16 protein-coding genes are annotated in these 22,467 nt (G+C 66.0%); 5 read left to right on the top strand and 11 right to left on the bottom strand.

Annotation, left to right across the window (positions count from 1 at the left end; all coding sequences use genetic code 11):
* Positions 1 to 60 precede the first annotated feature (60 nt).
* The 4 genes from QFZ33_RS13975 to QFZ33_RS13960 form a co-directional block, all read right to left on the bottom strand.
* A complete protein-coding gene (locus QFZ33_RS13975; protein ID WP_307028388.1) occupies positions 61 to 438 on the bottom strand; it encodes a GntR family transcriptional regulator in 378 nt (125 codons plus the stop codon).
* Positions 435 to 2,321 carry an ABC transporter ATP-binding protein gene (locus QFZ33_RS13970; protein WP_373427279.1) on the bottom strand — a complete coding sequence of 629 codons (1,887 nt, stop codon included), beginning with the start codon at positions 2,319 to 2,321 and terminating at the stop codon, positions 435 to 437. The genes QFZ33_RS13975 and QFZ33_RS13970 overlap by 4 nt, the downstream gene beginning before the upstream one ends.
* Entirely contained in the window at positions 2,308 to 4,041 is a 1,734-nt protein-coding gene (locus tag QFZ33_RS13965) for an ABC transporter ATP-binding protein (protein WP_307028386.1), read from the bottom strand. The genes QFZ33_RS13970 and QFZ33_RS13965 overlap by 14 nt, the downstream gene beginning before the upstream one ends.
* A 143-nt stretch (positions 4,042 to 4,184) precedes the next feature.
* Positions 4,185 to 4,958, bottom strand: coding sequence for a trans-aconitate 2-methyltransferase (locus QFZ33_RS13960; RefSeq protein WP_307028384.1), 774 nt, complete (start codon positions 4,956 to 4,958; stop codon positions 4,185 to 4,187).
* A gap of 117 nt (positions 4,959 to 5,075) precedes the next feature.
* Here QFZ33_RS13960 and QFZ33_RS13955 point away from each other — a divergent pair, with 117 nt between their 5' ends.
* Positions 5,076 to 7,622, top strand: coding sequence for a DEAD/DEAH box helicase (locus QFZ33_RS13955; RefSeq protein WP_307028382.1), 2,547 nt, complete (start codon positions 5,076 to 5,078; stop codon positions 7,620 to 7,622).
* Between the two features lie 46 nt (positions 7,623 to 7,668).
* Here QFZ33_RS13955 and QFZ33_RS13950 read toward each other — a convergent pair whose 3' ends face one another.
* Entirely contained in the window at positions 7,669 to 8,427 is a 759-nt protein-coding gene (locus tag QFZ33_RS13950; RefSeq protein WP_307028381.1) for a 4'-phosphopantetheinyl transferase family protein, read from the bottom strand.
* Between the two features lie 142 nt (positions 8,428 to 8,569).
* Here QFZ33_RS13950 and QFZ33_RS13945 point away from each other — a divergent pair, with 142 nt between their 5' ends.
* Both QFZ33_RS13945 and QFZ33_RS13940 read left to right on the top strand, forming a co-directional pair.
* Positions 8,570 to 9,070 (top strand): GNAT family N-acetyltransferase, encoded by a 501-nt coding sequence (locus QFZ33_RS13945; protein ID WP_307028379.1) that lies wholly within the window; start codon positions 8,570 to 8,572, stop codon positions 9,068 to 9,070.
* Positions 9,063 to 10,418, top strand: a complete 1,356-nt coding sequence (locus QFZ33_RS13940) for an alpha/beta fold hydrolase (RefSeq protein WP_307028377.1) — start codon at positions 9,063 to 9,065, stop codon at positions 10,416 to 10,418. Before QFZ33_RS13945 ends, QFZ33_RS13940 begins: the two co-directional genes overlap by 8 nt.
* A 155-nt stretch (positions 10,419 to 10,573) precedes the next feature.
* Here the strand turns inward: QFZ33_RS13940 and QFZ33_RS13935 are convergent, their stop codons facing one another.
* The 3 genes from QFZ33_RS13935 to coaE all read right to left on the bottom strand — a co-directional run bounded on the left by QFZ33_RS13935 (position 10,574) and on the right by coaE (position 15,234).
* Positions 10,574 to 11,599, bottom strand: a complete 1,026-nt coding sequence (locus QFZ33_RS13935; RefSeq protein WP_307028375.1) for a TerC family protein — start codon at positions 11,597 to 11,599, stop codon at positions 10,574 to 10,576.
* A gap of 237 nt (positions 11,600 to 11,836) precedes the next feature.
* Entirely contained in the window at positions 11,837 to 13,936 is a 2,100-nt protein-coding gene (uvrB, locus tag QFZ33_RS13930) for an excinuclease ABC subunit UvrB (RefSeq protein WP_307028373.1), read from the bottom strand.
* A gap of 62 nt (positions 13,937 to 13,998) precedes the next feature.
* Positions 13,999 to 15,234, bottom strand: a complete 1,236-nt coding sequence (gene coaE, locus QFZ33_RS13925) for a dephospho-CoA kinase (protein ID WP_307028371.1) — start codon at positions 15,232 to 15,234, stop codon at positions 13,999 to 14,001.
* Positions 15,235 to 15,256: 22 nt separating this feature from the next.
* Here coaE and QFZ33_RS13920 point away from each other — a divergent pair, with 22 nt between their 5' ends.
* Both QFZ33_RS13920 and QFZ33_RS13915 read left to right on the top strand, forming a co-directional pair.
* On the top strand, positions 15,257 to 15,970 hold the full coding sequence (locus tag QFZ33_RS13920; RefSeq protein WP_373427278.1) for an IMPACT family protein: 714 nt from the start codon (positions 15,257 to 15,259) through the stop codon (positions 15,968 to 15,970).
* 88 nt (positions 15,971 to 16,058) lie between these two features.
* Positions 16,059 to 16,625, top strand: coding sequence for a type 1 glutamine amidotransferase domain-containing protein (locus QFZ33_RS13915; protein WP_214851476.1), 567 nt, complete (start codon positions 16,059 to 16,061; stop codon positions 16,623 to 16,625).
* Positions 16,626 to 16,734: 109 nt separating this feature from the next.
* On the opposite strand, the gene rpsA is transcribed toward QFZ33_RS13915, so the two are convergent.
* The 3 genes from rpsA to polA form a co-directional block, all read right to left on the bottom strand.
* Positions 16,735 to 18,210, bottom strand: coding sequence for a 30S ribosomal protein S1 (gene rpsA / locus QFZ33_RS13910; RefSeq protein ID WP_307028367.1), 1,476 nt, complete (start codon positions 18,208 to 18,210; stop codon positions 16,735 to 16,737).
* A gap of 188 nt (positions 18,211 to 18,398) precedes the next feature.
* Positions 18,399 to 19,685 (bottom strand): GNAT family N-acetyltransferase, encoded by a 1,287-nt coding sequence (locus tag QFZ33_RS13905; RefSeq protein WP_307031809.1) that lies wholly within the window; start codon positions 19,683 to 19,685, stop codon positions 18,399 to 18,401.
* A 127-nt stretch (positions 19,686 to 19,812) separates the two neighbouring features.
* Positions 19,813 to 22,449, bottom strand: a complete 2,637-nt coding sequence (polA, locus tag QFZ33_RS13900) for a DNA polymerase I (RefSeq protein ID WP_373427352.1) — start codon at positions 22,447 to 22,449, stop codon at positions 19,813 to 19,815.
* Positions 22,450 to 22,467 lie beyond the last annotated feature (18 nt).

The following is a 22,467-nucleotide window of genomic DNA, read 5'->3' as shown; positions in this document are numbered from 1 at the left end:
CCACTAATGCTAGTCGAAAACTTCTTCGAATATCCACGCGGGTGTGCTACGCCACCTTCGCTACTCGGCGTCGTAAGCGGCAGCCAGCAGGTGGACGGCCTGGGCGAATGTTGCGCCCTGGGATTTGGCTGCCGCGGCGTAATCCGAGGCGGCCTCGGACAACGCCCCCCAACGTTCGTCCCGGGCGCAGACCACAGTCCCGTTGCGCCCCTTGGTGGCGACGACGCCCGCAGCTTCGAGTTCCTTGTACGCCCGTGCCACTGTGTGGGGTGCGACACCGAGGGTTCCGGCGAGGCTCCGCACCGCCGGCAGCCGCGTGCCGGGAGCAAGCTTTCCCTGATCCGCCTGCTCGATCACATGCAGCCTCAGCTGCTCGAAGAGGGCCACGGAGCTGCCGGTGTTCGGTTTCCACTGCCCCGGGAAGGTATGGGCGGTCACAGGTCTGACTCCCGGTAGTGCTGCTGGCCGGCGGCGTGCCTGCCGCGGTGCCGGCGGATGGCGCCGAGCTCGTGGTCCACCCCGCGGAACTGGGCCTCATACAGGTGCCTGTAATGGCCGTCCACGGACAGCAGGCTGCCGTGCGTCCCCTGTTCAACAATGCGTCCGTGATCCATGACCAGAATTAGATCAGCGTCCCGCACGGTGGACAACCTGTGCGCAATGATGAAGCTTGTCTTGCCCTGCCGCAGCCGGCTCATTGCGAGCTTAATCTGCATCTCGGTCCGGGTGTCCACGGAACTCGTTGCCTCGTCCAGGATCAGGACGCTGCGGTCGGCGAGCCGGGCCCGGGCGATGGTGATCAGTTGCCGCTGGCCCTGGCTCAGCGAATCGCCGTCGTCTCCCAGGAGCGTCGCGTAGCCGGCGGGCAGCGACCGCACAAAGTGGTCCACATGGCTAGCCTCGGCGGCCGCCAGGATCCGGTCATCATCCGCCCCCGGGGAACCGTATTCGATGTTCTCGCGCACGGTGCCACTGAACAGCCAGACGTCCTGCATGACCACGGCGAAATTGGACCGCAGCGAGTCCACGGGCACCGTGGCGATGTCCGTGCCATCGATCGTGATGCGGCCTGAATCCAGTTCGTAGAAGCGCATGAGGAGATTCACCACCGTGGTCTTGCCAGCCCCGGTATGGCCCACGATGGCCACGGTCTGGCCCGGGAGGACGGAGAAGGAAAGCCCGCTGACGGCCGGCGCCCCCGGGGTGTATGCGAAGGTGACGTCCTCGAATTCGATCCGGCCGCGCAGGTTTTCCTGGCGGGTAGGAACGCCGTCCTCGCTGGGAATCTCCGGCTCGTCCAGGAGGGCGAAGACCCGTTCCGCGGAGGCCGTGCAGGACTGCATGAGGGTGAGCATGCCGCCAATCTGTCCCATCGGCTGGGTGAACAGACGGCTGAACTGGATGAACGCCTGGATGCCGCCGATCGTCATGGCCCCGGCCGCTGCCTGCAGGGCGCCCACGACGGCAACGGCCACATAGTTGAGGTTGGCGACGAGGACCATGAGCGGCTGCACGGCCCCGGAGACGAACTGGGCGCGCGCACTGGCACGGGCCAGCCGGTCGTTGCCGCGCCCGAAGATGGCCGACGCCGTGTCCTGCTGCCCGAACGCCCTAATGACCTCGTGTCCGGTGATGAATTCCTCGATGTGGGCGTTCAGCTCGCCGGTGGATGCCCACTGAGCCGCGAAATAGGCCTGGGACTGGCGCGCCATGAACACCGTTATCAGCGTTGAGACGGGAACGGACACGAGGGCGATGGCCGCCAGCAGCGGCGAGATCCACAGCATCATGGCCAGCGAACCGCACAGCATCAGAACGGACATGATCAGCTGCGTGAGCAGCTGGTTGAGCGCCTGTGAGATGTTGTCGACGTCGTTGGTGGCCCTGCTGAGCACATCGCCCCTGGCCTGCTCCTGGAAGTGCGACGACGGCAGGCGGTGCAGTTTGTCCTCGACGGAGGAGCGGAGGCCGAAGACAAGCCGCTGCACTGCCTGGGCGGTCAGGGCCCCCTGAACCCAGTTGAAGATTGAGGTGCCGACGTACATCAGCGACACCGCGCCCAGCAGCGCGGCGAGCCTGCCGGCGTCGAACGTGCCATGCATGAAACCGTCGACGACGACGTCGGTGGCGTCACCGAGGAGCTTGGGAGCAGCCACATTGAGGGCGGCGAAGCCGCAGGTTGCCGCGACGGCCAAGGCCATCCGCCGCCTCGACGGGCGCAGCAAGCCCAGGAGACGTGCGGCCGCCGGCAGGAAGCTGCCGGCCTTGCGTTCGGCTGTGTATGTGCCCTTCATGGCTGCCCGCTGCTCACGGCTGCTCATCCATGGCCAGCTGGGACTCGGCAATCTCCCGGTAGGTGGGCGATGATCCCAGCAGTTCGGCGTGGGTTCCCTGGGCCACCAGCCGGCCGTCCTCGAGCACCAGGATCCGGTCCGCATCCATGATGGTGGGAATGCGTTCCGCCACCATCAGCACCGTTGCGGCTTTCAGCACGGGCGCCAGGGCCTGCCGGACCGCAGCCTCGGTGGCATAGTCCAGGGCGGAAAAACTGTCATCAAAGAGGTAAAGGTCCGCGGTGCGGAGCATGGCGCGGGCGATGCAGAGACGCTGCCGCTGCCCGCCCGAAAGCCCGGCCCCGCCCTGGGCGACGGCGGCATGAAGGCCGTCCGGGAGCTGGCGGACGAAGTCGCCGGCCTGCGCCAGCCGCAGGGCCTGCCACAGCTCGTCCTCGGTGGCTTCCGGCGCGGCCATCCGCAGGTTGCTCGCCACCGTGCCTGAGAACAGATAGGAGTGCTGCGGCACCACCGAAATACTTTCCCGGAGCCGGTCGGCGGGCAGGGTCCGGACGTCGGCTCCGCCGATCCGGACTTCACCGGACGTGGCGTTCAGGAACCGCGGCAGGAGATTCAGGAGCGTGGTTTTGCCGCTGCCGGTGGCACCGATGATGGCCGTAATGGTGCCGGGGGCGGCAGTGAATGTGATGTCGGCCAGGACCGGGGACTCCGCCCCGGGATAGGCGAACCAGACGTGGCTGAACTCCGCTCCCCCGCCATCCGGGATTGCGGGCTTCGCCGCGGCTGGGTCAGCCAGTGCCGGGGTCACGTCCAGCACGTCCTGGATCCGTTCGGCGCAGACGGCGGCGCGCGGTGCCGTGCTGAACACGTACATGGCCATCATGATGGCCAGCAGGATCTGCAGGATGTAGGCGATGAAGGCTGTGAGGGCGCCCACCTCCATGTTGCCGCTGCTGATCAGGTGCCCGCCGAACCAGACCACGGCCACCGAGGAGAGGTTCACCACGATCATGATCATCGGAAGCATGCCGGCGACCAGGAGCGCGGACTGAAGGTTGTTCCGGGTCAGCCGCCGGTTCGCTTCCGCGAAACGGGCAGCCTCATGCTTCTGCCGGACGAACCCCCGGATGACGTTGGCGCCGATGATCTGTTCGCGGAGGATCCGGGTGATGCCGTCGATGAGCGCCTGCCCCTGCCGGTAGAGCGGGATGAGGCGGCGCACGATCAGGTACATGATGAGCACCAGGAGCGGGACGATGACGATGACGACGGCGGACAGGACCGCATTCTGCTGGACGGCGAGGATAATTCCCCCTACGCCCATGACGGGCGCCGCTGCGAGCATGGTGAAGACCAGGACCGCGAAGGTCTGGATCTGCTGGACGTCATTGGTGGCCCTGGTGACGAGGCTGGGCGTGCCGAACGTCCCGATCTCCTGGGACGACATCGCCTGGACATGGGAGAACAGCTCCCGTCGCAGGCGGTGGCCAATCTTCATGGCGACGTCAGCCCCGAGGTAGCCGGCGCCCAGGGCGGCTGCGGCCTGCACAGCGGTGAGAACCATCATCCAGCCGCCCAGCCCCAGGATCACCCCCGGCTGGTTGGCGAGGATTCCGTCGTCGATGATGCTCGCGTTCAGGGTGGGCAGCAGCAGGTTACCGGCCGTCTGCACCACCTGCAGCACAATGATCGCCCAGACGGCCCTCCGGTGTTCGCCGAGGAGGCGGAGCATTAGGCCCAACAGCACCGTGCGCCTCCTCTATAGCCAGGGCTGAACGGGGGCCTTCCATGGCGGGTCCCCAACAGCCGCTTGGCCATTGTAAGCCACATCACATCGGACCGCGCGGGAGGTCGCGCGGCTTGTTGCAGGCGGGCGAATTGCATGCTGCCCTAAAGCTTGCGGGCCACCGCGAAGATCCTGCGGAACGGGTAGACCGTTCCGTGGGGCGTTGCCGGGTAAGCCTCGGCAAGCCGGGCGCCGTATTCGGCCTCGAACCCCGCGGCGTCGTCCGGCGACAGCGCGGCCAGCACGGGCCGCAGGCCTGCGCCCCGCACCCAGTCCAGCACGGGGTTTTCGCCGGTGAGCACCTGCTGGTAGGTGGTTTCCCACGCGTCAGCGGTGCACCCGGCGTCGAGCATGATCTCCAGATAACGTGCGGGCGGCGCCACCGCCTCATTGTGGCGTAGCACGCCGGCAAGCTTGGCGGCCCACTTCGGCGACTCGGCGACATCCCGCATCAGGGTGTGGGATGCGAATGTGAAGTTGCCCGGCACCTGGAGGGCGAACCACGCGCCCGGTTTCAGCGCCTCCAGCCAGCCAGCCAGCAGCTGGGGGTGCCCGGGGACCCATTGCAGCGCTGCGTTGCTCACCACCACGTCGGTGTCCTCGGAAGGCAGCCACGAAGCGATGTCCCCGAGGCTGAACTCCAGCCCCGGGGCGGACTGCCGGTGCTGTTCGGCCGTTGCCAGCATCTCGGCTGAGGAGTCCAGGCCCACCACGCGCGCGTCAGGCCAGCGTGCCGCGAGCGTGGCGGTCAGGTTTCCGGGGCCGCAGCCCAGGTCCACCACCTGCCGCGGGGTGTCGGCGAGGATGCGGCCGGTCAGGTCAAAGAACGGGCGCTGCCGGTAGTCCCCGAACTGGACGTATTTGGCGGGATCCCACACATGGCCTCCGGTTGTTCGTTGAAGGTAGGTCGTTCAAGTTTTGTCCTGGCAGAGCGAGCCTAGCGCCGGGCCGGCACGAAATTCTTCAGGGACGCGCTGGCACTAAGCTGGAAGGCAATGAAACTCGTTGAGCAGCTCCCCGCCCCGTCCGCACGGATCACCACCGGAACCGGCGCGGACCCGGACACGCTGTACGAGCGCTTCGTGGAGTGGACCGAAAGCCGCGGCCTGCAGCTCTACCCGGCCCAGGATGAGGCCATCATGGAGCTGGCCTCCGGCGCCAACGTGATCCTCGCGACGCCCACCGGATCAGGCAAGTCCCTCGTTGCCATTGCGGCCCATTTCCAGGCGATGGCCCGTGGCGAGCGCAGTTATTACACGGCGCCCATCAAGGCCCTGGTGTCCGAAAAGTTCTTCGCCCTCTGCGAGATCTTCGGGGCGGAGAACGTTGGCATGATCACCGGTGACTCCGGCGTGAACCAGGACGCCCCAATCATCTGCTGCACCGCCGAGATCCTGGCCAACACTGCCCTGCGCGAAGGCGCCGCGGCCGATCTGGGCGCCGTCATCATGGATGAGTTCCATTTCTACTCCGATCCGCAGCGCGGCTGGGCGTGGCAGGTTCCGCTGCTGGAACTTCCCCAGGCGCAGTTCCTCCTCATGTCCGCCACGCTGGGCGACGTCAGCCGCTTCGAAGCCGGCATGACCGAACTCACGGGACGGCCCACCACCACCGTCAGCTCCGCCGAGCGCCCGATTCCGCTGCATTACTACTACCGCGAGACGCCGGTCCACGAGACCCTCGAAGAACTGCTGGGCACCAAGGAAGTGCCGGTCTACGTGGTGCATTTCAGCCAGGCGGAGGCCATCGAGCGCGCCCAGACGCTCATGAGCATCAACGTGTGCACGCGCGAGGAAAAGGACAAAATCGCCGAGCTCATCGCGAACTTCCGTTTCGCGGCAGGATTCGGCAAGACGCTGAACCGCCTGGTCCGGCACGGCATCGGCGTGCACCACGCTGGCATGCTGCCCAAGTACCGCCGGCTCGTGGAGCAGCTGGCCCAGGCCGGCCTGCTCAAGGTCATCTGCGGTACGGACACGCTGGGCGTGGGAATCAACGTACCAATCCGTACCGTCGTGCTCACCGCACTGAGCAAGTACGACGGCGTACGCACCCGCCTGCTCAACTCACGTGAGTTCCATCAGATTGCCGGAAGGGCCGGCCGGGCCGGCTACGATACGGCCGGCACCGTGGTAGTGCAGGCCCCCGAGCACGTGGTGGAGAACGTCAAGGCAATGGCCAAGGCCACCGCGAAGTTCGGCGATGACCAGCGGAAGCTGCGCCAGGTGGTGAAAAAGAAGCCGCCGGAGGGGTTCGTGTCCTGGGGCCAGCCCACTTACAACCGCTTGGTGGACTCCGTTCCGGAGCCGCTGACCTCCAGTTTCACTGTGACCCATGCGATGCTCATGAACCTCATGGAGCGGCCGGGCGACCCGTACGCCGCGGCACGCCGGCTCCTCTCGGAGAACCACGAAACCCGGCCCTCGCAGCTGCGGCTCATGAAGAAGGCCCTGGGGATCTACCGGGAGCTGCTCGCGGCCGAGGTTGTGGAGCGCATCCCGGCTGCGGAGCAGGGAACGGACGGCCGCACGGTGCGCCTGACAGTCCACCTGCAGCCGAACTTTGCCCTGAACCAGCCGCTGTCCCCGTTTGCGCTTGCCGCGCTGGATCTGATGGATCCCGAGTCGCCGTCCTACGCCGTCGACGTGGTTTCCGTGATTGAAGCCACGCTGGAGAAGCCGCGGCAGATCCTGTCCGCGCAGCAGAAGAAGGCACGGGGCGAGGCCGTGGCGGCCATGAAGGCGGACGGCATCGAATATGAGCAGCGGATGGCCATGCTTGACGAGGTCACCTATCCCCAGCCGCTCGCGGAAATCCTGGGCGAGGCCTTCGAGGTGTACCGCAAGGCTGCCCCGTGGGTGGGCGACTTTGAACTCGCCCCCAAGTCGATTATCAGGGACATGTACCAGCGCGCGATGAACTTCGGCGAGTTCGTGCAGTTCTACGGCCTTGCCCGCTCCGAGGGCATCGTGCTGCGCTACCTGGCGGACGGCTTCAAAGCACTCCGGCAGACCGTGCCGCAGGATGCGCTGCGGGAGGACCTCGAGGACCTGATCGCCTGGCTGGGCGAGCTGGTGCGGCAGGTGGATTCCAGCCTGCTGGACGAGTGGGAGGAACTGGCCTCCGGCGCCGCGCCTACGCCGCACGACGCACCGCCGCCCCCGCCGCCGTCGCTTACGTCCAACATCCGGGCCTTCCGGGTGATGGTCCGGAACGAGATGTTCCGGCGCGTCGAACTCTTTGCAGACGAGGACGCCGCCGCGCTTGGCGAGCTCGACGGCGACGCCGGCTGGGATTCCGACCGCTGGGAAAACGTCCTCGACGACTACTTCGACGAGCACGACGACATTGGTACTGGCCCCGACGCGCGCGGACCCGGGCTGCTCATCATCACCGAGGAGCCAGGCGTCTGGAAGGTCCGCCAGATCTTCGACGACCCGGCGGGCAACCATGACTGGGGTATCTCCGCGGAGGTGGATCTGGCCGCCTCCGATGAGACCGGCACCGCGGTGGTGCGGGTTACCGGAGCGAACCGGCTCTGACAGGCGGACAGGAGCTACGGACCGGGTCAGACCATCGGTCCGCGAGCTACGGACCAGGCATCCTTTGAAGTGCGATTGCCGCAGTGAAGGAATCCGGTAGCCCCGCTGACCCCGGATTCACGGCGTCGATCAGCCACCGATGTCCGCTGCCTTGCGGGCCCCCCGCCAGAGGCACGCCCGCCACCAAAGGCACGGCCGGTGCCTGCAGAAAGCCCGGCAGCAATGGAACGGGTCCGGCAACGTCCACCAGACCCGGGTCGACGACATCCAGCCCCCTGCCCAGCGCCTTGAGGACTGCCTCCTTGCGCGTCCACAGGAGTGTCTGGACGCTTGGCCGGAGTGCAGGCTCCACCCTCTGCAGGTGATCCCGCTCGCGCTCCGAAAGGGCAACCAGCCCGAACCCGTCGAAGCCTGCGGCTGTGCTGCCCTCCAGGTCGACGCCGACTCCCAAGACCCGCGCGTCAGTTGTAGCGGCCAGCAGGCACCAGTCCCCCGCCCGGCTCAGGCTCGCCATGACGGCCGGCCCGGATGGACCGGCCTGGTACCGGGGCATGCCGTGCACGCGGTCGTCCCTCGCGCACTCCCGGCAGACGTAGTCAGCCCGGAGCTCTTCGGCGCCCATCCCTGCAGTTTCGGCGGCGTGCCGCCGCAACGCGATGCGTCCGGCCAGGAACCTGTCCCGCTGAATTCCGGAACCGAACGACGCTGCCCGCTGCCGCTCGCCGTCGTTCAATGCATCGGCCTGCCGGAGGTCGACGCTGGACAGCTTCACGGCAGCCAGAAGGACCAGGCCAGTTCCCGGCATTGCCGCCCTTTCCACACCGCCTCCGGAAGGGTTGCTGCACTGTTGATAGGTCATGGGAATCAACAGCCTATACTCCGCCGGCATCCTGCCCCGCGTGCTGCCGGCCTGATCCAGCAAGCCCGGACCCAGTAAGCTCGGACTCATGAGTGTAATCCGTCCCGCCACACCCGCAGACGTTCCCATTATCCTGCAGTTGATCCGCGAGCTGGCTGTCTATGAAAAGGAGCCGGACGCCGTCCGGAACACCACCGAGATGCTCACCGAGGTGCTCTTCGGCAGCGACCCGCGCGTGTATGCCAACATGGCCGAGAACCAGGCCGGCGACGTGCGTGGCTTCGCGCTCTGGTTCCTGAACTACTCAACGTGGGAGGGCGTGCACGGGATCTACCTGGAGGACCTTTACGTCACCCCGGAGGCGCGCGGCGAGGGCCACGGGAAGGCCCTTTTGCAGCATCTGGCGGCGACCGCCGTCGAACGCGGCTACGCGCGTGTGGAATGGAGCGTTTTGGACTGGAACGAACCGTCCATCAACTTCTACCGGAAGCTCGGGGCGTTCCCGATGGAGGAGTGGTCCACGTTCCGGCTGACCGGAACGGCGCTAGCAGAGTTCGGCAGCCGCAGCGAGGCCGGTGTCCATGGCTGAAGCAGCACTGGACGCCACTGTTAATGCGGGCCCGGTTCATACAGTCCGCGCCCGGCACAACTTCCGCGGCATGCGCACGGCAGAACACTACTTCACACTGCCGCTGGACCATTTTGCCGGCCCCGGCGGAGAAGACGCAGCCGAGACCATCACAGTCTTCGCCCGCGAATATGTGTCCGCCGAGCACACGGAGGCAGAAGCCGCCGAACTGCCATGGCTCCTGTATCTTCAAGGCGGTCCCGGCGGGCGCGGCAACCGCTTCGCGTCGCTGGGCGGCTGGAGCAAGGCAGCCGCCAAGGACTTCCGCATCCTGATGCTGGACCAGCGGGGCACCGGCCTCTCCTCCCCCATTGACCGCAACACCCTGCCCCTGCGCGGGGATGCGGCAGCGCAGGCGAGGTACCTTGAGCACTTCCGGGCCGATTCGATCATTGCCGACGCCGAGCTCATCCGCCAGGCTGTCGGCTCGGAGCCGTGGACTGTCTACGGGCAGAGCTACGGCGGCTTCTGTGCGCTCACGTACCTGTCGTTCGCACCCAAGGGCCTGTGTGAGGTGCTGATCACCGGAGGGCTCGCCCCGCTGAACGGTTCCCCGGAGCGGGTCTACCGCGAGACCTTCAGACGGGTGGCAGCCCGCAACGCGGAGTACTTCGGCTGGTACCCCGAGGACCGGGAAACTGTAAGCCGCATCGCCAATCACCTCCGCGGCACGGCGGAGTACCTCCCGGACGGCTCTCCCCTCACCGTGGAGAGGTTCCAGATGGTGGGGTCCTTCCTCGGCGGGAACACCCGGGTGGACACCCTGCACAACCTGCTGGAGGACGCCTTCGTGGAGACGCCCGGCGGTCCGCGGCTCTCGGATCCGTTCCTGGAGCAGGTCCGCCCCTTGGTCTCGCGGGCAGCTAATCCGCTGTACGCCCTGATGCATGAGTCCATCTACGGCCAGAACGCGGCCACGGGCTGGGCGGCCTGGCGGGTTCTCGAGGAGTTCCCGGAGTTCAGGCCGGACGCTGCCGAGCTACTCCTGACCGGCGAGATGGTCTACCCGTGGTACTTCGAACAGGACCCTGCCCTTCGCCCGCTGCAGGAAGTGGCGGAACTGCTGGCGGCCAAGGCTGACTGGAAGCCCCTGTATGACACCGCGCAGCTGGCTGCCAACATCGTGCCCGCGGCGGCCGCCGTCTACCGCGATGACATCTATGTGGACCACGGGCTCTCCATGGAGACCGCCGCCGCCGTCCGCAAGTTGAAGACGTGGGAAACCGGCGAGTTCCACCACGACGGAATCGCGGACGACGGTGAGGCCATCTTCGGCCGCCTGCTCGGCATGGTGCGCTCCGCCCGCTGAAGCCAGCGCGAACGGACACTTAGGCCCCTTCTCCCAGCGCGAACGGACACTTGGGCCCCTGCGCGCGGACAAGCCAGGCAGACCCTGTGCAAGACAAAGCAACCCCGGCCACCAGGTGGCCGGGGTTGCTTTCTGCTGAGACTGGCTGCGGAAGCCTAGTCGACGTCGCTCAGGCTCTTCCGGGAGTCCTCCTCGAGGCGGGCATCCAGCTTGGCCTTCTGTGCGCCGGAGCTCACCAGGCTGGCGATCACGGCGATGATGATGGTGCCGATGATGACCGCGAGGGACACGTACGTCGGGATCTCCGGGGCCCATTCGATGTGGTGCCCGCCGTTGATGAACGGCAGTTCGTTGACGTGCATGGCGTGCAGGATCAGCTTCACGCCGATGAACGCCAGGATGATGGACAGTGCGTGCTTCAGGTAGATGAGGCGGTTCATCAGGCCGCCGAGCAGGAAGTACAGCTGCCGCAGGCCCATCAGCGCGAAGATGTTCGCCGTAAAGACGATGAAGGCGCTCTGCGTCAGGCCGAAGATCGCGGGGATGGAGTCGACCGCGAAGAGCAGGTCGGTCATGCCGATGGTGATGAAGACGATCACCATGGGGGTGAAGACCTTCTTGCCGTCCACAGTGGTGCGCAGCTTGCCGCCGTCGAACTTCTCGGACATGGGGATGACCTTGCGGAGCTTGCCGATGAGGGCGTTCTCCTGGTCCTCTTCGTCTTCGCCCTCGTCCTGCGCCTGCTTCCAGGCGGTCCAGAGGAGGAAAGCGCCGAAGATGTAGAAGACCCAGCTGAACTGCTCGATCACAATGGCGCCGAGCATGATGAAGATGCCGCGCAGGATCAGGGCGATGATGATGCCCACCATCAGCACTTCCTGCTGGTACTTACGGGGCACGGAGAAACGGGCCATGATGATGATGAAGACAAACAGGTTGTCGATGCTGAGGCTGTACTCAGTCACCCAGCCGGCCACGAACTGGCTGCCGTACTCGGGTCCCGTGAACATGAACATGGCACCGGCGAACACGAGGGCCAGTGCCACATAGAAGGCCACCCAGAGGCCGGCTTCCTTCATGGAGGGCTCATGCGGACGGCGTACTACCAGAAGCAGGTCCATAAGGAGGATGATGCCGAGGACGACGAACGAGCCGACCTCGAACCAGACGGGAAGTTCCACAAAAATGCCTTTCGCAGGGTACAGAAAACCGGTGTAAGTCTCTCCGGCGAACCTGTGCACTTGGTGCTGATGTGGCTGCCCGCTACGCCCGGCAGGGCATCTGTGCCCTGCGTGTTGACGTTCGTAGCGCTTGGGATACTCCCCTACGTGACCTCAACTTTACCCTAGAGGCGCGGTCCCCCGCGCCACGTGACCCCACGGCCACGCCACCTGACCCCCCGCGCCGCGTGACGGGGGCTAGGCGTGCCCGGCTGACTGCATCTGCCGCAGTTCCTTCTTGAGCTCGGAAACTTCGTCGCGGATCCGGGCGGCCACTTCGAACTGCAGCTCGGCGGCCGCTCCGTGCATCTGCTCGGTCAGCTGCTCGATCAGGCCCACCAGGTCCTCGGCGGGCGCCGCTGCCAGCCCGTCGGCGCGGACCGTGGCCGCCCCCTTGGCGGCGGACTTGCCGCGTTTGGCCCCCTTGGCCAAACGGTTGTTGTTGAGCAGCTCCTGGGTGTCCGCGTCTTCTTTGGCCAGCTGGTCCGTGATGTCGGCAATCTTCTTGCGCAGCGGTTGCGGATCGATTCCGTTTTCCGTGTTGTAGGCCACCTGGATGGCGCGGCGCCTGTTGGTTTCATCGATGGCGTGGGCCATGGAGTCCGTGATGCGGTCCGCGTACATGTGGACCTGCCCCGAGACGTTGCGCGCGGCACGGCCGATGGTCTGGATCAGGGACGTGGACGAACGAAGGAAGCCTTCCTTGTCCGCGTCCAGGATGCTCACCAGGGAGACCTCCGGCAGGTCAAGGCCTTCCCGGAGCAGGTTGATGCCAACCAAGACGTCGAAAACACCCATCCGGAGTTCGCGGAGCAGCTCGACACGCCGCAGCGTGTCGACGTCGGAGTGCAGGTACTCCACCTTGATGCCATGGCCCAGGAGGTAGTCGGTGAGGTCCTCCGCCATCCGCTTGGTCAGCGTGGTTACCAGGACGCGTTCATTCTTCTCTGTGCGGGTCTTGATCTCACCCAGCAGGTCGTCGATCTGGTCTTTAGTCGGCTTGACCACCACCTCGGGGTCGATCAGTCCGGTGGGCCGGATGATCTGCTGGACGAAGCCGTCCGCCTTGCCCAATTCGTACTTGCCGGGCGTGGCGGACAAGTAGACGGTCTGGCCTGTGCGCTCAAGGAACTCGTCCCATTTCAACGGACGGTTATCCATAGCGGAAGGCAGCCGGAAGCCGAAGTCCACAAGGTTCCGCTTGCGGGACATATCACCCTCGTACATGGCCCCGATCTGCGGGATGGTCACGTGGGATTCGTCCACCACCAGCAGGAAGTCGTCCGGGAAGTAGTCCAGGAGGCAATGCGGGGCGGTTCCGCGGGCGCGGCCGTCAATGTGCGATGAGTAGTTCTCGATGCCGTTGCAGAAACCCATCTGCTGCATCATTTCGAGGTCGTAAGTGGTGCGCATCCGCAGCCGCTGGGCTTCCACGAGCTTGTTCTGGCTTTCCAGGACCTGGAGCCGGTCGGCGAGTTCGTCCTCGATCCGTTTGATGGCACGCGCCATCCGTTCGGGTCCGGCCACATAGTGCGAGGCCGGGAACACGTACATCTCCTCTTCGTCCCGGATCACCTCTCCGGTCAGCGGATGCAGGGTATGGATGTTCTCAATCTCATCCCCGAAAAACTCGATCCGGATGGCCAGTTCTTCATACATGGGAATGATTTCCACGGTGTCGCCGCGGACCCGGAACGTGCCACGGTGGAAGTCCATGTCATTGCGGGCGTACTGCATGGAGACGAATTTGCGCAGCAGGTCATCACGGTTCATTTCGGCGCCCTTGCGCAGCGTCACCATGCCGGCGATGTACTCCTCCGGCGTGCCCAGGCCGTAGATGCAGGACACGGTTGCCACCACAATCACGTCGCGGCGGGTGAGGAGCGCGTTGGTGGCGGAGTGCCGGAGCCGCTCCACTTCCTCGTTGATGGAGGAGTCCTTCTCGATGAACGTGTCCGTCTGCGCCACGTACGCTTCGGGCTGGTAGTAGTCGTAGTAGGAGACGAAGTACTCCACCGCATTGTTCGGCAGGAGTTCGCGGAACTCGTTGGCCAGCTGCGCCGCGAGGGTCTTGTTCTGCACCATCACCAGTGTGGGCCGCTGGACCTGCTCGATCAGCCAGGCGGTGGTGGCGCTCTTGCCGGTACCGGTGGCACCGAGCAGCACCACGTCCTTTTCGCCGTTCCTGATGCGCTCCGTCAGCTCGGCGATGGCCGCCGGCTGGTCACCGGCGGGCTGGAACTCGCTGATGACCTCGAAGGGCGCAACGACGCGGTTGACCTCCTGCGCAAGACTCATGTACCTAATCTACAGCCGGCCACTGACAGGAACTCCTGATTCAGCTTTGGGCTGTACTGGGTTCAGCCGTGGCTCGCGTTGGCGGAGCTGGAAACGTACGACGGCGGCTGCCAGCCGGTGCTTTCGGCCCACCGTTCCATTCCGGGAGCCCCGACGTCGCGGAACCACGCCTCTTTGTCGTCGGCGTAGCCGGACGTGTTGGCGTCGGAGGCATGCAGGGCGGCCACCCGGCGCTTCTCCGCTGCATACTGCTCCCGTGCGGCCGGAACGGCGCGAAGCCAGTCCCGGAAGCAAAGGGCGAAGCGCCAGCCCGCAGAACCGGCCACCCGGATATGGAGATTGACCGGACGCCCGGGATCGGCGTTGCCGTGCAGGCGCTTGGACCAGGCAGCGGGGTCGGGACGCCCGTGGGGGCTGTCCATCAGGATGCCCGGCCAGAGCGGGAACCCCGCGGCACCAAGCAGGGGCGCAATCCGGTCTGCCGTCATGAGATCAGAGACCGCGAGCTGCAGGTCGATGACGTCCTTCGCCTCGAGGCCGGGGACCGACGTCGACCCGATGTGGTCGACGGCCAGCACGTCCTCCGGAGCGGCGGCCTTCAGCCGCTCGGCCAGACAGGCAGCCTGCCGCGGCCAGTCGGAGTCCGGGGCCGCCAGAACGGGCGCGCCGCTGCGGCCAGCCACCGCGGCCTGGCTGATGTTCCGCGCGAAGGGCACGAGCCGCTCCTCCCACAGCCGGTCCACGGAGGCCAGCAGCTCCTCGCGCGTGCCGGAGTTGGGTAGGACCACGTCCGCTGCGGCGAGCCGGTCCTGGCGGGACGCCTGGGCGGCCATCCGTGAACGGGCGTCCGTTTCCGTCATTCCGCGGTGCCCGGTCATGCGCTGCAGCCGGACATCCTCGGGCGCATCCACCACCACCACGAGGTGAAAGTTCTTCTGCTGTCCGGTTTCCACCAGGAGCGGAATGTCCTGGACCACCACCGCGTCACCCGGCGCGGCCGCAATCACCACCGCGGCGCGTTCGCGCACCAGCGGATGGACGATGCCATTGAGCTCCGCGCGCCGTCCCGGCTCCTGGAACACGATGGCCCCGAGGCGTGGCCGGTCGAGCCGCCCCTCGCCGTCGAGGATCTCCGGGCCGAACGCGGCCACGACGGCGGCCAGCCCCGGAGTGCCCGGTTCCACCACCTCACGGGCGATCGCGTCGGCATCGACGAGCACTGCCCCCAGTTCTTCCAGGCGCGTTGCCACCAGGGACTTCCCCGAGGCGATGCCGCCCGTCAACCCAATCTTCAGCACTCCCCAAGACTAGACTGAACCGGTGGCAGAAGAGGCAGTTCCAACGCGGACCAAGACGACACAAAGCCGGCGGTCCGCGTACACCACGCTGGCTGCCGGGGACGGCTTCCGCAATGAGATCGAGATCAAGCGCTCCCGGTTCATCACCGTCCTGCGCCGCGCGGGGACTGAAGAGGATGCCCGCGCGCTGGTGTCTGAACTTCGCCGCGAGTTCCATGACGCCCGGCACCACTGCTCCGCCTTCGTGCTGGGGCCGGACCGGGATATCCAGCGTTCCAGCGACGACGGCGAACCCTCGGGAACCGCCGGGATCCCCATGCTGGAGGCCCTTCTCCGGCGGGAAACCACCCCAGGGGTGACGGACCTCAGCGACGTCAGTGCCGTCGTCGTGCGTTACTTCGGCGGGATCCTGCTGGGTGCCGGCGGGCTGGTGCGCGCGTACTCCGATTCGGTCTCGACGGCCCTGGAACTCGCTCCGCTGGTGCAGCGCCGGCGGCTGCGCATCTGTGCCGTGCGGGTACCGCACGCTGCGGCAGGTCGTCTCGAGAATGACCTGCGCAGCGCGGGCTATGCGATGGCGGAGACCGGCTACGAAGCCCAGTCCACGGTGTTGCGCCTCGCGCTGCCGGACGCGCCGGATGACCTGGCGGCGGCGGCCGACCGGCTGGCCGCCATGACCGCCGGAAGTACGGCCCTCCAGCGCGAGGACACGGAGTGGATTGACGTTCCGCGCTGACAGCTGGCCGAAAGAATCATCAGCTTGCTTATGACTTTCCGCTTTTCTAGGGTGGACCTGTAAGGCACCATACGGAAAAGGAGGACGCATGTCAGAGCACGACATCACCGGCAAGAGGGTCGCCTTCCTGCTGACGGACGGCGTGGAGCAGGTTGAACTGACCAGCCCGTGGGACGCGGTCAAGAACGCCGGCGGCGAGCCTGTCCTGGTGGCTCCGAAGAGCGGAAAGCTCCAGGGCTTTGAGGGCGTCGAGAAGGGCGATACCTTCGACGTCGACCTGACCCTGAAGGAGGCCAACGCGGCGGACTTCCACGCCCTGGTGATTCCGGGCGGCGTGGTGAACGCCGACCACCTCAGGGTGGACAAGGACGCGCAGGCGTTTGCCCGCAGCTTCTTTGAACAGCACAAGCCGGTGGCGGCCATCTGCCATGGCCCGTGGCTGCTCATCGATGCGGGCGTCGTCAAGGGCAGGAACCTCACCTCCTACCACACGCTGGCCACAGACCTGCGGAACGCGGGCGCCAACTGGAGCGACCAGGAAGTCGTGGTGGACCAGGGCTTCGTGACCAGCAGGAAGCCGGGCGACCTTCCCGCATTCAACAACAAGGTGCTGGAGGAGATCGCCGAGGGCGAGCACGCCGGGCAGACCGCCTGACGCTGCCAATGCAGGCATCCGGCGCCACAATCGCCGGAAAGACAAAAAGGTGGCCGCCCCCTTTCGGGGACGGCCACCTTTTCAATGGCAATTAGCTAATGCCGGGCAATTAGTTGCCGGTCAGCTTCTCGCGCAGAGCGGCAAGTGCCTCATCCGAAGCAAGCGTGCCTGCACCGGTATCGGTGGCAGCCGGCTCGGAGGAGTAGCTGGTGGTGCCGGAGTCGCTCTCACCGGACGTTGCAGCTGCAGCGTCGTCGGCGGCGTGCTGGGTGACCTGCTTCTTGTGTGCTTCCCAGCGGGTCTGGGCGTCAGCGTACTGCTGCTCCCAGGCGGCGCGCTGGTTCTCGTAGCCTTCAAGCCACTCGTTGGACTCCGGGTCGAAGCCCTCCGGGTACTTGTAGTTGCCCTCTTCGTCGTACTCTGCGGCCATGCCGTACAGAGCGGGATCGAACTCGGTGCTGTCGGCGTCAACGCCCTCGTTAGCCTGCTTGAGGGAGAGGGAGATGCGGCGGCGCTCGAGGTCGATGTCGATGACCTTGACGAACAGTTCGTCGCCAACGGAGACAACCTGCTCAGCCAGCTCAACGTGGCGGACAGCCAGTTCGGAGATGTGAACGAGGCCTTCGATGCCGTCTTCGACGCGGACGAACGCACCGAACGGAACGAGCTTGGTGACCTTACCCGGAACAACCTGGCCGAGGGCGTGGGTGCGGGCGAAGGTCTGCCACGGATCTTCCTGCGTAGCCTTGAGCGACAGGGAGACACGCTCGCGGTCCAGATCCACTTCGAGGACCTCGACGGTGACTTCCTGGCCAACCTCGACAACCTCGGACGGGTGGTCGATGTGCTTCCAGGACAGCTCGGAAACGTGAACCAGGCCGTCTACGCCGCCCAGGTCCACGAAGGCACCGAAGTTGACGATGGAGGAAACGACGCCGGGACGGACCTGGCCCTTTTCCAGCTTGTTGAGGAACGTGGAGCGGACCTCGGACTGGGTCTGCTCGAGCCATGCACGGCGGGACAGCACAACGTTGTTGCGGTTCTTGTCCAGCTCGATGATCTTGGCTTCGATCTGCTGACCGATGTACGGAGCCAGGTCGCGCACACGGCGCATCTCGACGAGGGATGCGGGCAGGAAGCCGCGCAGACCGATGTCGAGGATAAGACCACCCTTGACAACCTCGATGACGGTACCGGTGACAACACCGTCTTCTTCCTTGACCTTCTCGATGTCGCCCCAGGCACGCTCGTACTGAGCACGCTTCTTGGAGAGGATCAGGCGGCCTTCTTTGTCTTCCTTGGTGAGCACCAGGGCTTCGACCTGATCGCCAACGGAGACGACGTCTCCGGGGTCAACGTCGTGCTTGATGGAAAGCTCGCGGGAGGGAATGACACCTTCGGTCTTGTAACCGATGTCGAGCAGAACTTCGTCGCGGTCGACCTTGACGACGGTACCTTCGACGAGGTCTCCGTCGTTGAAGTACTTGATAGTGGCGTCGACAGCTGCGAGGAAGTCCTCAGCGGTACCGATGTCGTTGATCGCGACTACGGGGGTACCGGGCTTCTCGGTGGAGGTGATGGTCATGTAGTAGGGGCTCCGTTGTGGATAGTTAGTCGGTCAGGCAAACCGCCGCGCCTGCGTTATGGAACGCAGGCGCAGGTGCGGGCACTTCGCAGGGAAGTGCCTGGTCATCCTGGTTTTGTGGATTGAAAAGCGTGCACGTAGTACACGCCCGTTTATTCTAGTGGCAAGCGCCAACTGGGGTCAAAGCGCTAGAAGTGTGTCAGGCAGTGCGGCGGACGTTCGACGGCGAACATGCGGGCGGCGCGGAACGCAGCGCCCGGCGTGTGCTCCAGAATGCGTCCCGACGCCGCCAGGGTCACCGGGTTGACCCCGCCGAGGTAGATGGCGGACAGCGCCGCGACATCCAGCTCGAGGTCCGGCGCGCCGCTGCCTCCGGCCGTGACAACTGCGCCGCCCCTGTCAACGTCCAAGGTGAAGGTGCCGCCGGTCAGGCCGAGGGAGTCGGCGACGCTCAGCACCAGCCGCCCGTCGGCCGGGTAGTGACGGGCTTCCAGGGCCTGCTCCGCGTCGAGGATCCGCAGCCAGAGCATGTCCCGCGCCGCCGAGGCCTCAACGCAGCGGGCGTCCTCGAGGGCCCACCGCAGCGGGTCGTCCACCGGCGTTTCCTCCCAGGTGACGCGTTCCACCAGGTCGATGGCGGCAAGGTACTGCCATAGCTCGAGGTACGCCGCTCTGGTTGCCGCGACCAGATCCAAGACTTCCATGGTGTACGGAGTGCTGGACCAGCCGGCGAACCTGTAGGAGACGTAGCCGTCCACGTCGCCGCCGGGCCCGTAGTGCAGCGCCACCTTGACCTTCGGGTCCTCGCCCCCGTCGCGGCTGACGGTTCCCGAGGCGAACTGTCGGTAGAACTCATGCCGGCCGATGGATCCGGGCGTGATGCGGTGCAGGCGGCCGAAGACTTCGGGGGCCAACTCCAGCAGAACCTTCGGGTCGGCCACCTCGACGCTGCCCACGGGAGTGTGGTTGAGCCTGAAGCGCGCCGTGGTGTCCACCTTCACGGACTGCTCGGATGTTGCCACGCCAAACCCGAACCGGCCATAGATCGAGGCCTCGGACGCCGTGACGGCCGCCATCGCGAGGCCTTCCGCCCGGGCCAGGGCGAGGTCCTCCCCCATCATGCGGCGCAGCAGGCCGCGGCGCCGGTGCGAGGTGCGGACCGTCACGGCAGTCACCAGCCGAGTGTCCAGCAGCCGGCCAAAACCGATGTTCAGGGTCTTGTTCATGGTCCCGAAGGTGGCAACGGGCACGTCGGCTCCGAGCGAGTGACCAACAACCGTTCCTGCCTGGTACACGCCGGTCATGACCCGCCGGTCCGTCCGCTGCAGCTCAATGCTCTTGTCCACGCGCTCGTCGCTCCGGCGGGCATCGTGGAACCCGAAGGCTACCGCCTGCATCCACGCAACCGAGTCCGAATACGCAGGATCGTCCTTTGCCGCCGCTTGGAACCGGCGGATTTCATAGTCCACGCTCAGATTAGACACAACGCCGAGCCTAGCCAATGGTTCCGCCGGCCCGCCATAGGAAACGCCGCCCCGCCCGCCACCGGCACGCTGAAGGGCCGGCGGCGGGACGGGAAACGCGGGCGACTGAAGCCGGTGGCTAGTGGCCGGCGTCGTACCAGCTGGTGCCGACGCCGATCTGGACTTCCAGCGGAACGCTGAGTTCCGCGGCGGCGGCCATTTGCTCCGTGACGAGCTTTTCGACTGCCTCCCGTTCGCCGTTGGCAACTTCCAGTACCAGTTCGTCGTGGACCTGCAGCAGCATGCGTGACTTGAGCCCCTGTGCGGCCAGTTCCGAGTGCACGCCCAGCATGGCGCGCTTGATGATGTCCGCCGCGGAGCCCTGGATGGGCGAGTTCAGGGCGATGCGTTCGGCGTTCTCCCGCAGCTGCCGGTCCGTGCTGGTCAGGTCCGGCAGGTAGCGGCGCCGGCCTTCGATCGTGGCGGTGAAGCCGTCCACCCTTGCCTGGTCCACCACGCCGCGGAGGTAGTCCCGCACGGCACCGAACCGGTCGAAGTAGTCCTTCATGAGGTTCCTGGCCTCGTCAACCGAGATCTCGAGCTGCTTGGACAGCCCGAAGGACGTCAGCCCGTAGGCCAGGCCGTAGGACATGGCCTTGACCTTGGAGCGCATCGCGCTGGTGACCTCGGCCGGCGGCACGTGGAAGATGGACGAGCCGACGAAGCGGTGCAGGTCCTCCCCCTCGCGGTAGGCCTCGATCAGGCCGGCGTCCCCGGACAGGTGCGCCATAATGCGCATCTCGATCTGCGAGTAGTCCGCGGACAGCAGGCACTCGTAGCCGTCGCTGACCACGAAGATGCCGCGCACCCGGCGGCCTTCCTCGCTGCGGATCGGGATGTTCTGCAGGTTGGGGTTGTTGGAGGAGATGCGCCCGGTGGCGGCCACGTTCTGGGCGTAGGTGGTGTGGATCCGCCCATCCTCCGCCACAGACTTCTTCAGTGTTTCCACCATCTGCCGCAGCTTCGCCGATTCGCGGTGGGCCATGAGCTGGACCAGGAATTCATGCCCGGTCTTCTCCAGCAGGTTCTTCAGCGATGCGGCGTCCGTGGTGTACCCGGACTTGATCTTCTTGGTCTTGGGCAGTTGCAGCTCCTCGAAGAGGACCGTCTGCAGCTGCTTCGGCGAACCAAGGTTCACCTCGTGGCCGATCGCGGCGAACGCCCGCTCCTGGGCGTCGTCGATCACCCTGGCCAGATCCGCCAGCTGTTCGTCCATCAGCTCCATGGAGACGGCGATGCCGGTCTTCTCCATGTCCGCGAGAACGCGGGCCACCGGCAGCTCCAGCGTGGCCAGCAGGTCCTCGGCCTTGCGGTCCTTCAGTTCCGATTCGAAGAACCGGCTCAGTTTATGGACGACGGCGGCCACCTGGACCAGCGCGCCGGACGCCGCGGAGTCGTCGTCGAACGCCAGCTCCAGCTGGCCCGCCTTGGCGGCCTCGGGCGTGATGTGGATGTTCAGGTGGAACTGGGCCAGTTCGGCCAGTTCGTACGTGCGGCGGTCGGGCTGGATGAGGTACCCGGAGATGGAGGTGTCATCCACCACGCCCTCCAGTTCGAACCCGCGGTTGGTCAATGCCTTCAGGGCCGCCTTGTAGCCGTGCATCACCTTCGGGGATCCCGCATCCCGGAGCCACTGGGCCAGCACGTTTTCCGCGTCAGCGTCCAGCACGGTGAGGTCCACGTAGGCGGCGGCATCATCCCGCACGATGGCGACCGCGTCCGCGTCCTCGCCGATCCGGCCCGGCAGCACGTCCACTGCGAGTGCGGACCGGTGTCCGGCCCCTGCCTCGAGGAAGGCACGGAGCGAGTCCGCGTCGGTCAGCGCGGCGAAGTCCCTGGCTTCCAGGGGCTCCCGTTCCGGCACCGGAGCTTCGCTGGCGTATAGATCAAAGAGCCGGGTGCGGATGGTCTTGAATTCGAGGTCGTCGAAGAGCTCCTCGAGCGCCTGCTGGTCCGGCCGGGGGTCTGCCAGCTCTTCCAGGGTCACGGGCAGGTCAAGGTCGGTGTGGAGCTGGTTCAGCTTGCGGTTGCGCTTGACGGCGTCCACGTTGGCGCGCAGCGAGTCCCCCACCTTCCCGCCGATGGCATCCAGGTGTTCCAGCACGCCTTCGAGGCCGCCGTAGAGGTTGATCCACTTGGCGGCCGTTTTGGGTCCGACTCCGGGGACGCCCGGCAGGTTGTCCGCGGTCTCGCCCACCAAGGCGGCGAGGTCCGAATACCGGGAGGGGCTGACGAAGTATTTTTCCTCGACGGCGGCGGCGTCCATGCGCGGGATGTCGCTGACGCCCTTCTTCGGGTACAGCACGAACACGTTGTCGGTGATGAGCTGGAAGGCGTCACGGTCGCCGGACACGAGCAGGACTTCAAAGCCGGCCTTTTCACCCATGGCTGCGAGCGTGGCCAGGATGTCGTCCGCCTCGTAACCGGGCATCTTGATGGTCTTGATGCCCCACGCACCCATGACCTGGTCGATGAGATCGATCTGGCCGCTCATTTCGCGGGGCGTCTCGTTGCGCCCGCCCTTGTAGTCGCTGTACTCGGCCTTGCGGTGGGTGGTGTCGTCCGAGACGTCGAAGGCGACTGCAACGTGGGTGGGCTTTTGTTCCTTGATCAGGTTGATGAGCATGGACGTGAAGCCGTGGATCGCGTTGGTGTGCTGGCCCCGGGCGGTGGAGAACTTGTCGGCCGGGAGGGCAAAGAAGGCCCGGAAGGCCATGGAGTGCCCGTCCAGCAC

It is taken from the genome of Arthrobacter globiformis (assembly GCF_030815865.1).
Classification (GTDB): Bacteria; Actinomycetota; Actinomycetes; order Actinomycetales; family Micrococcaceae; genus Arthrobacter; species Arthrobacter globiformis_B.
Note: the sequence above shows the minus strand (reverse complement) of the source record. Positions and strands in the feature narration are given on the sequence as shown.

What these genes read in the sequence shown, in the direction of transcription:
- QFZ33_RS13970 (WP_373427279.1), bottom strand. Translation starts at nt 2,321, where the DNA reads ATGAGCAGCCGTGAGCAGCGGGCAGCCATGAAGGGCACATACACAGCC.
- QFZ33_RS13955 (WP_307028382.1), top strand. Translation starts at nt 5,076, where the DNA reads ATGAAACTCGTTGAGCAGCTCCCCGCCCCGTCCGCACGGATCACCACC.
- QFZ33_RS13950 (WP_307028381.1), bottom strand. Translation starts at nt 8,427, where the DNA reads ATGCCGGGAACTGGCCTGGTCCTTCTGGCTGCCGTGAAGCTGTCCAGC.
- QFZ33_RS13945 (WP_307028379.1), top strand. Translation starts at nt 8,570, where the DNA reads ATGAGTGTAATCCGTCCCGCCACACCCGCAGACGTTCCCATTATCCTG.
- QFZ33_RS13940 (WP_307028377.1), top strand. Translation starts at nt 9,063, where the DNA reads ATGGCTGAAGCAGCACTGGACGCCACTGTTAATGCGGGCCCGGTTCAT.
- uvrB (WP_307028373.1), bottom strand. Translation starts at nt 13,936, where the DNA reads ATGAGTCTTGCGCAGGAGGTCAACCGCGTCGTTGCGCCCTTCGAGGTC.
- QFZ33_RS13915 (WP_214851476.1), top strand. Translation starts at nt 16,059, where the DNA reads ATGTCAGAGCACGACATCACCGGCAAGAGGGTCGCCTTCCTGCTGACG.
- rpsA (WP_307028367.1), bottom strand. Translation starts at nt 18,210, where the DNA reads ATGACCATCACCTCCACCGAGAAGCCCGGTACCCCCGTAGTCGCGATC.
- polA (WP_373427352.1), bottom strand. Translation starts at nt 22,449, where the DNA reads ATGGCCTTCCGGGCCTTCTTTGCCCTCCCGGCCGACAAGTTCTCCACC.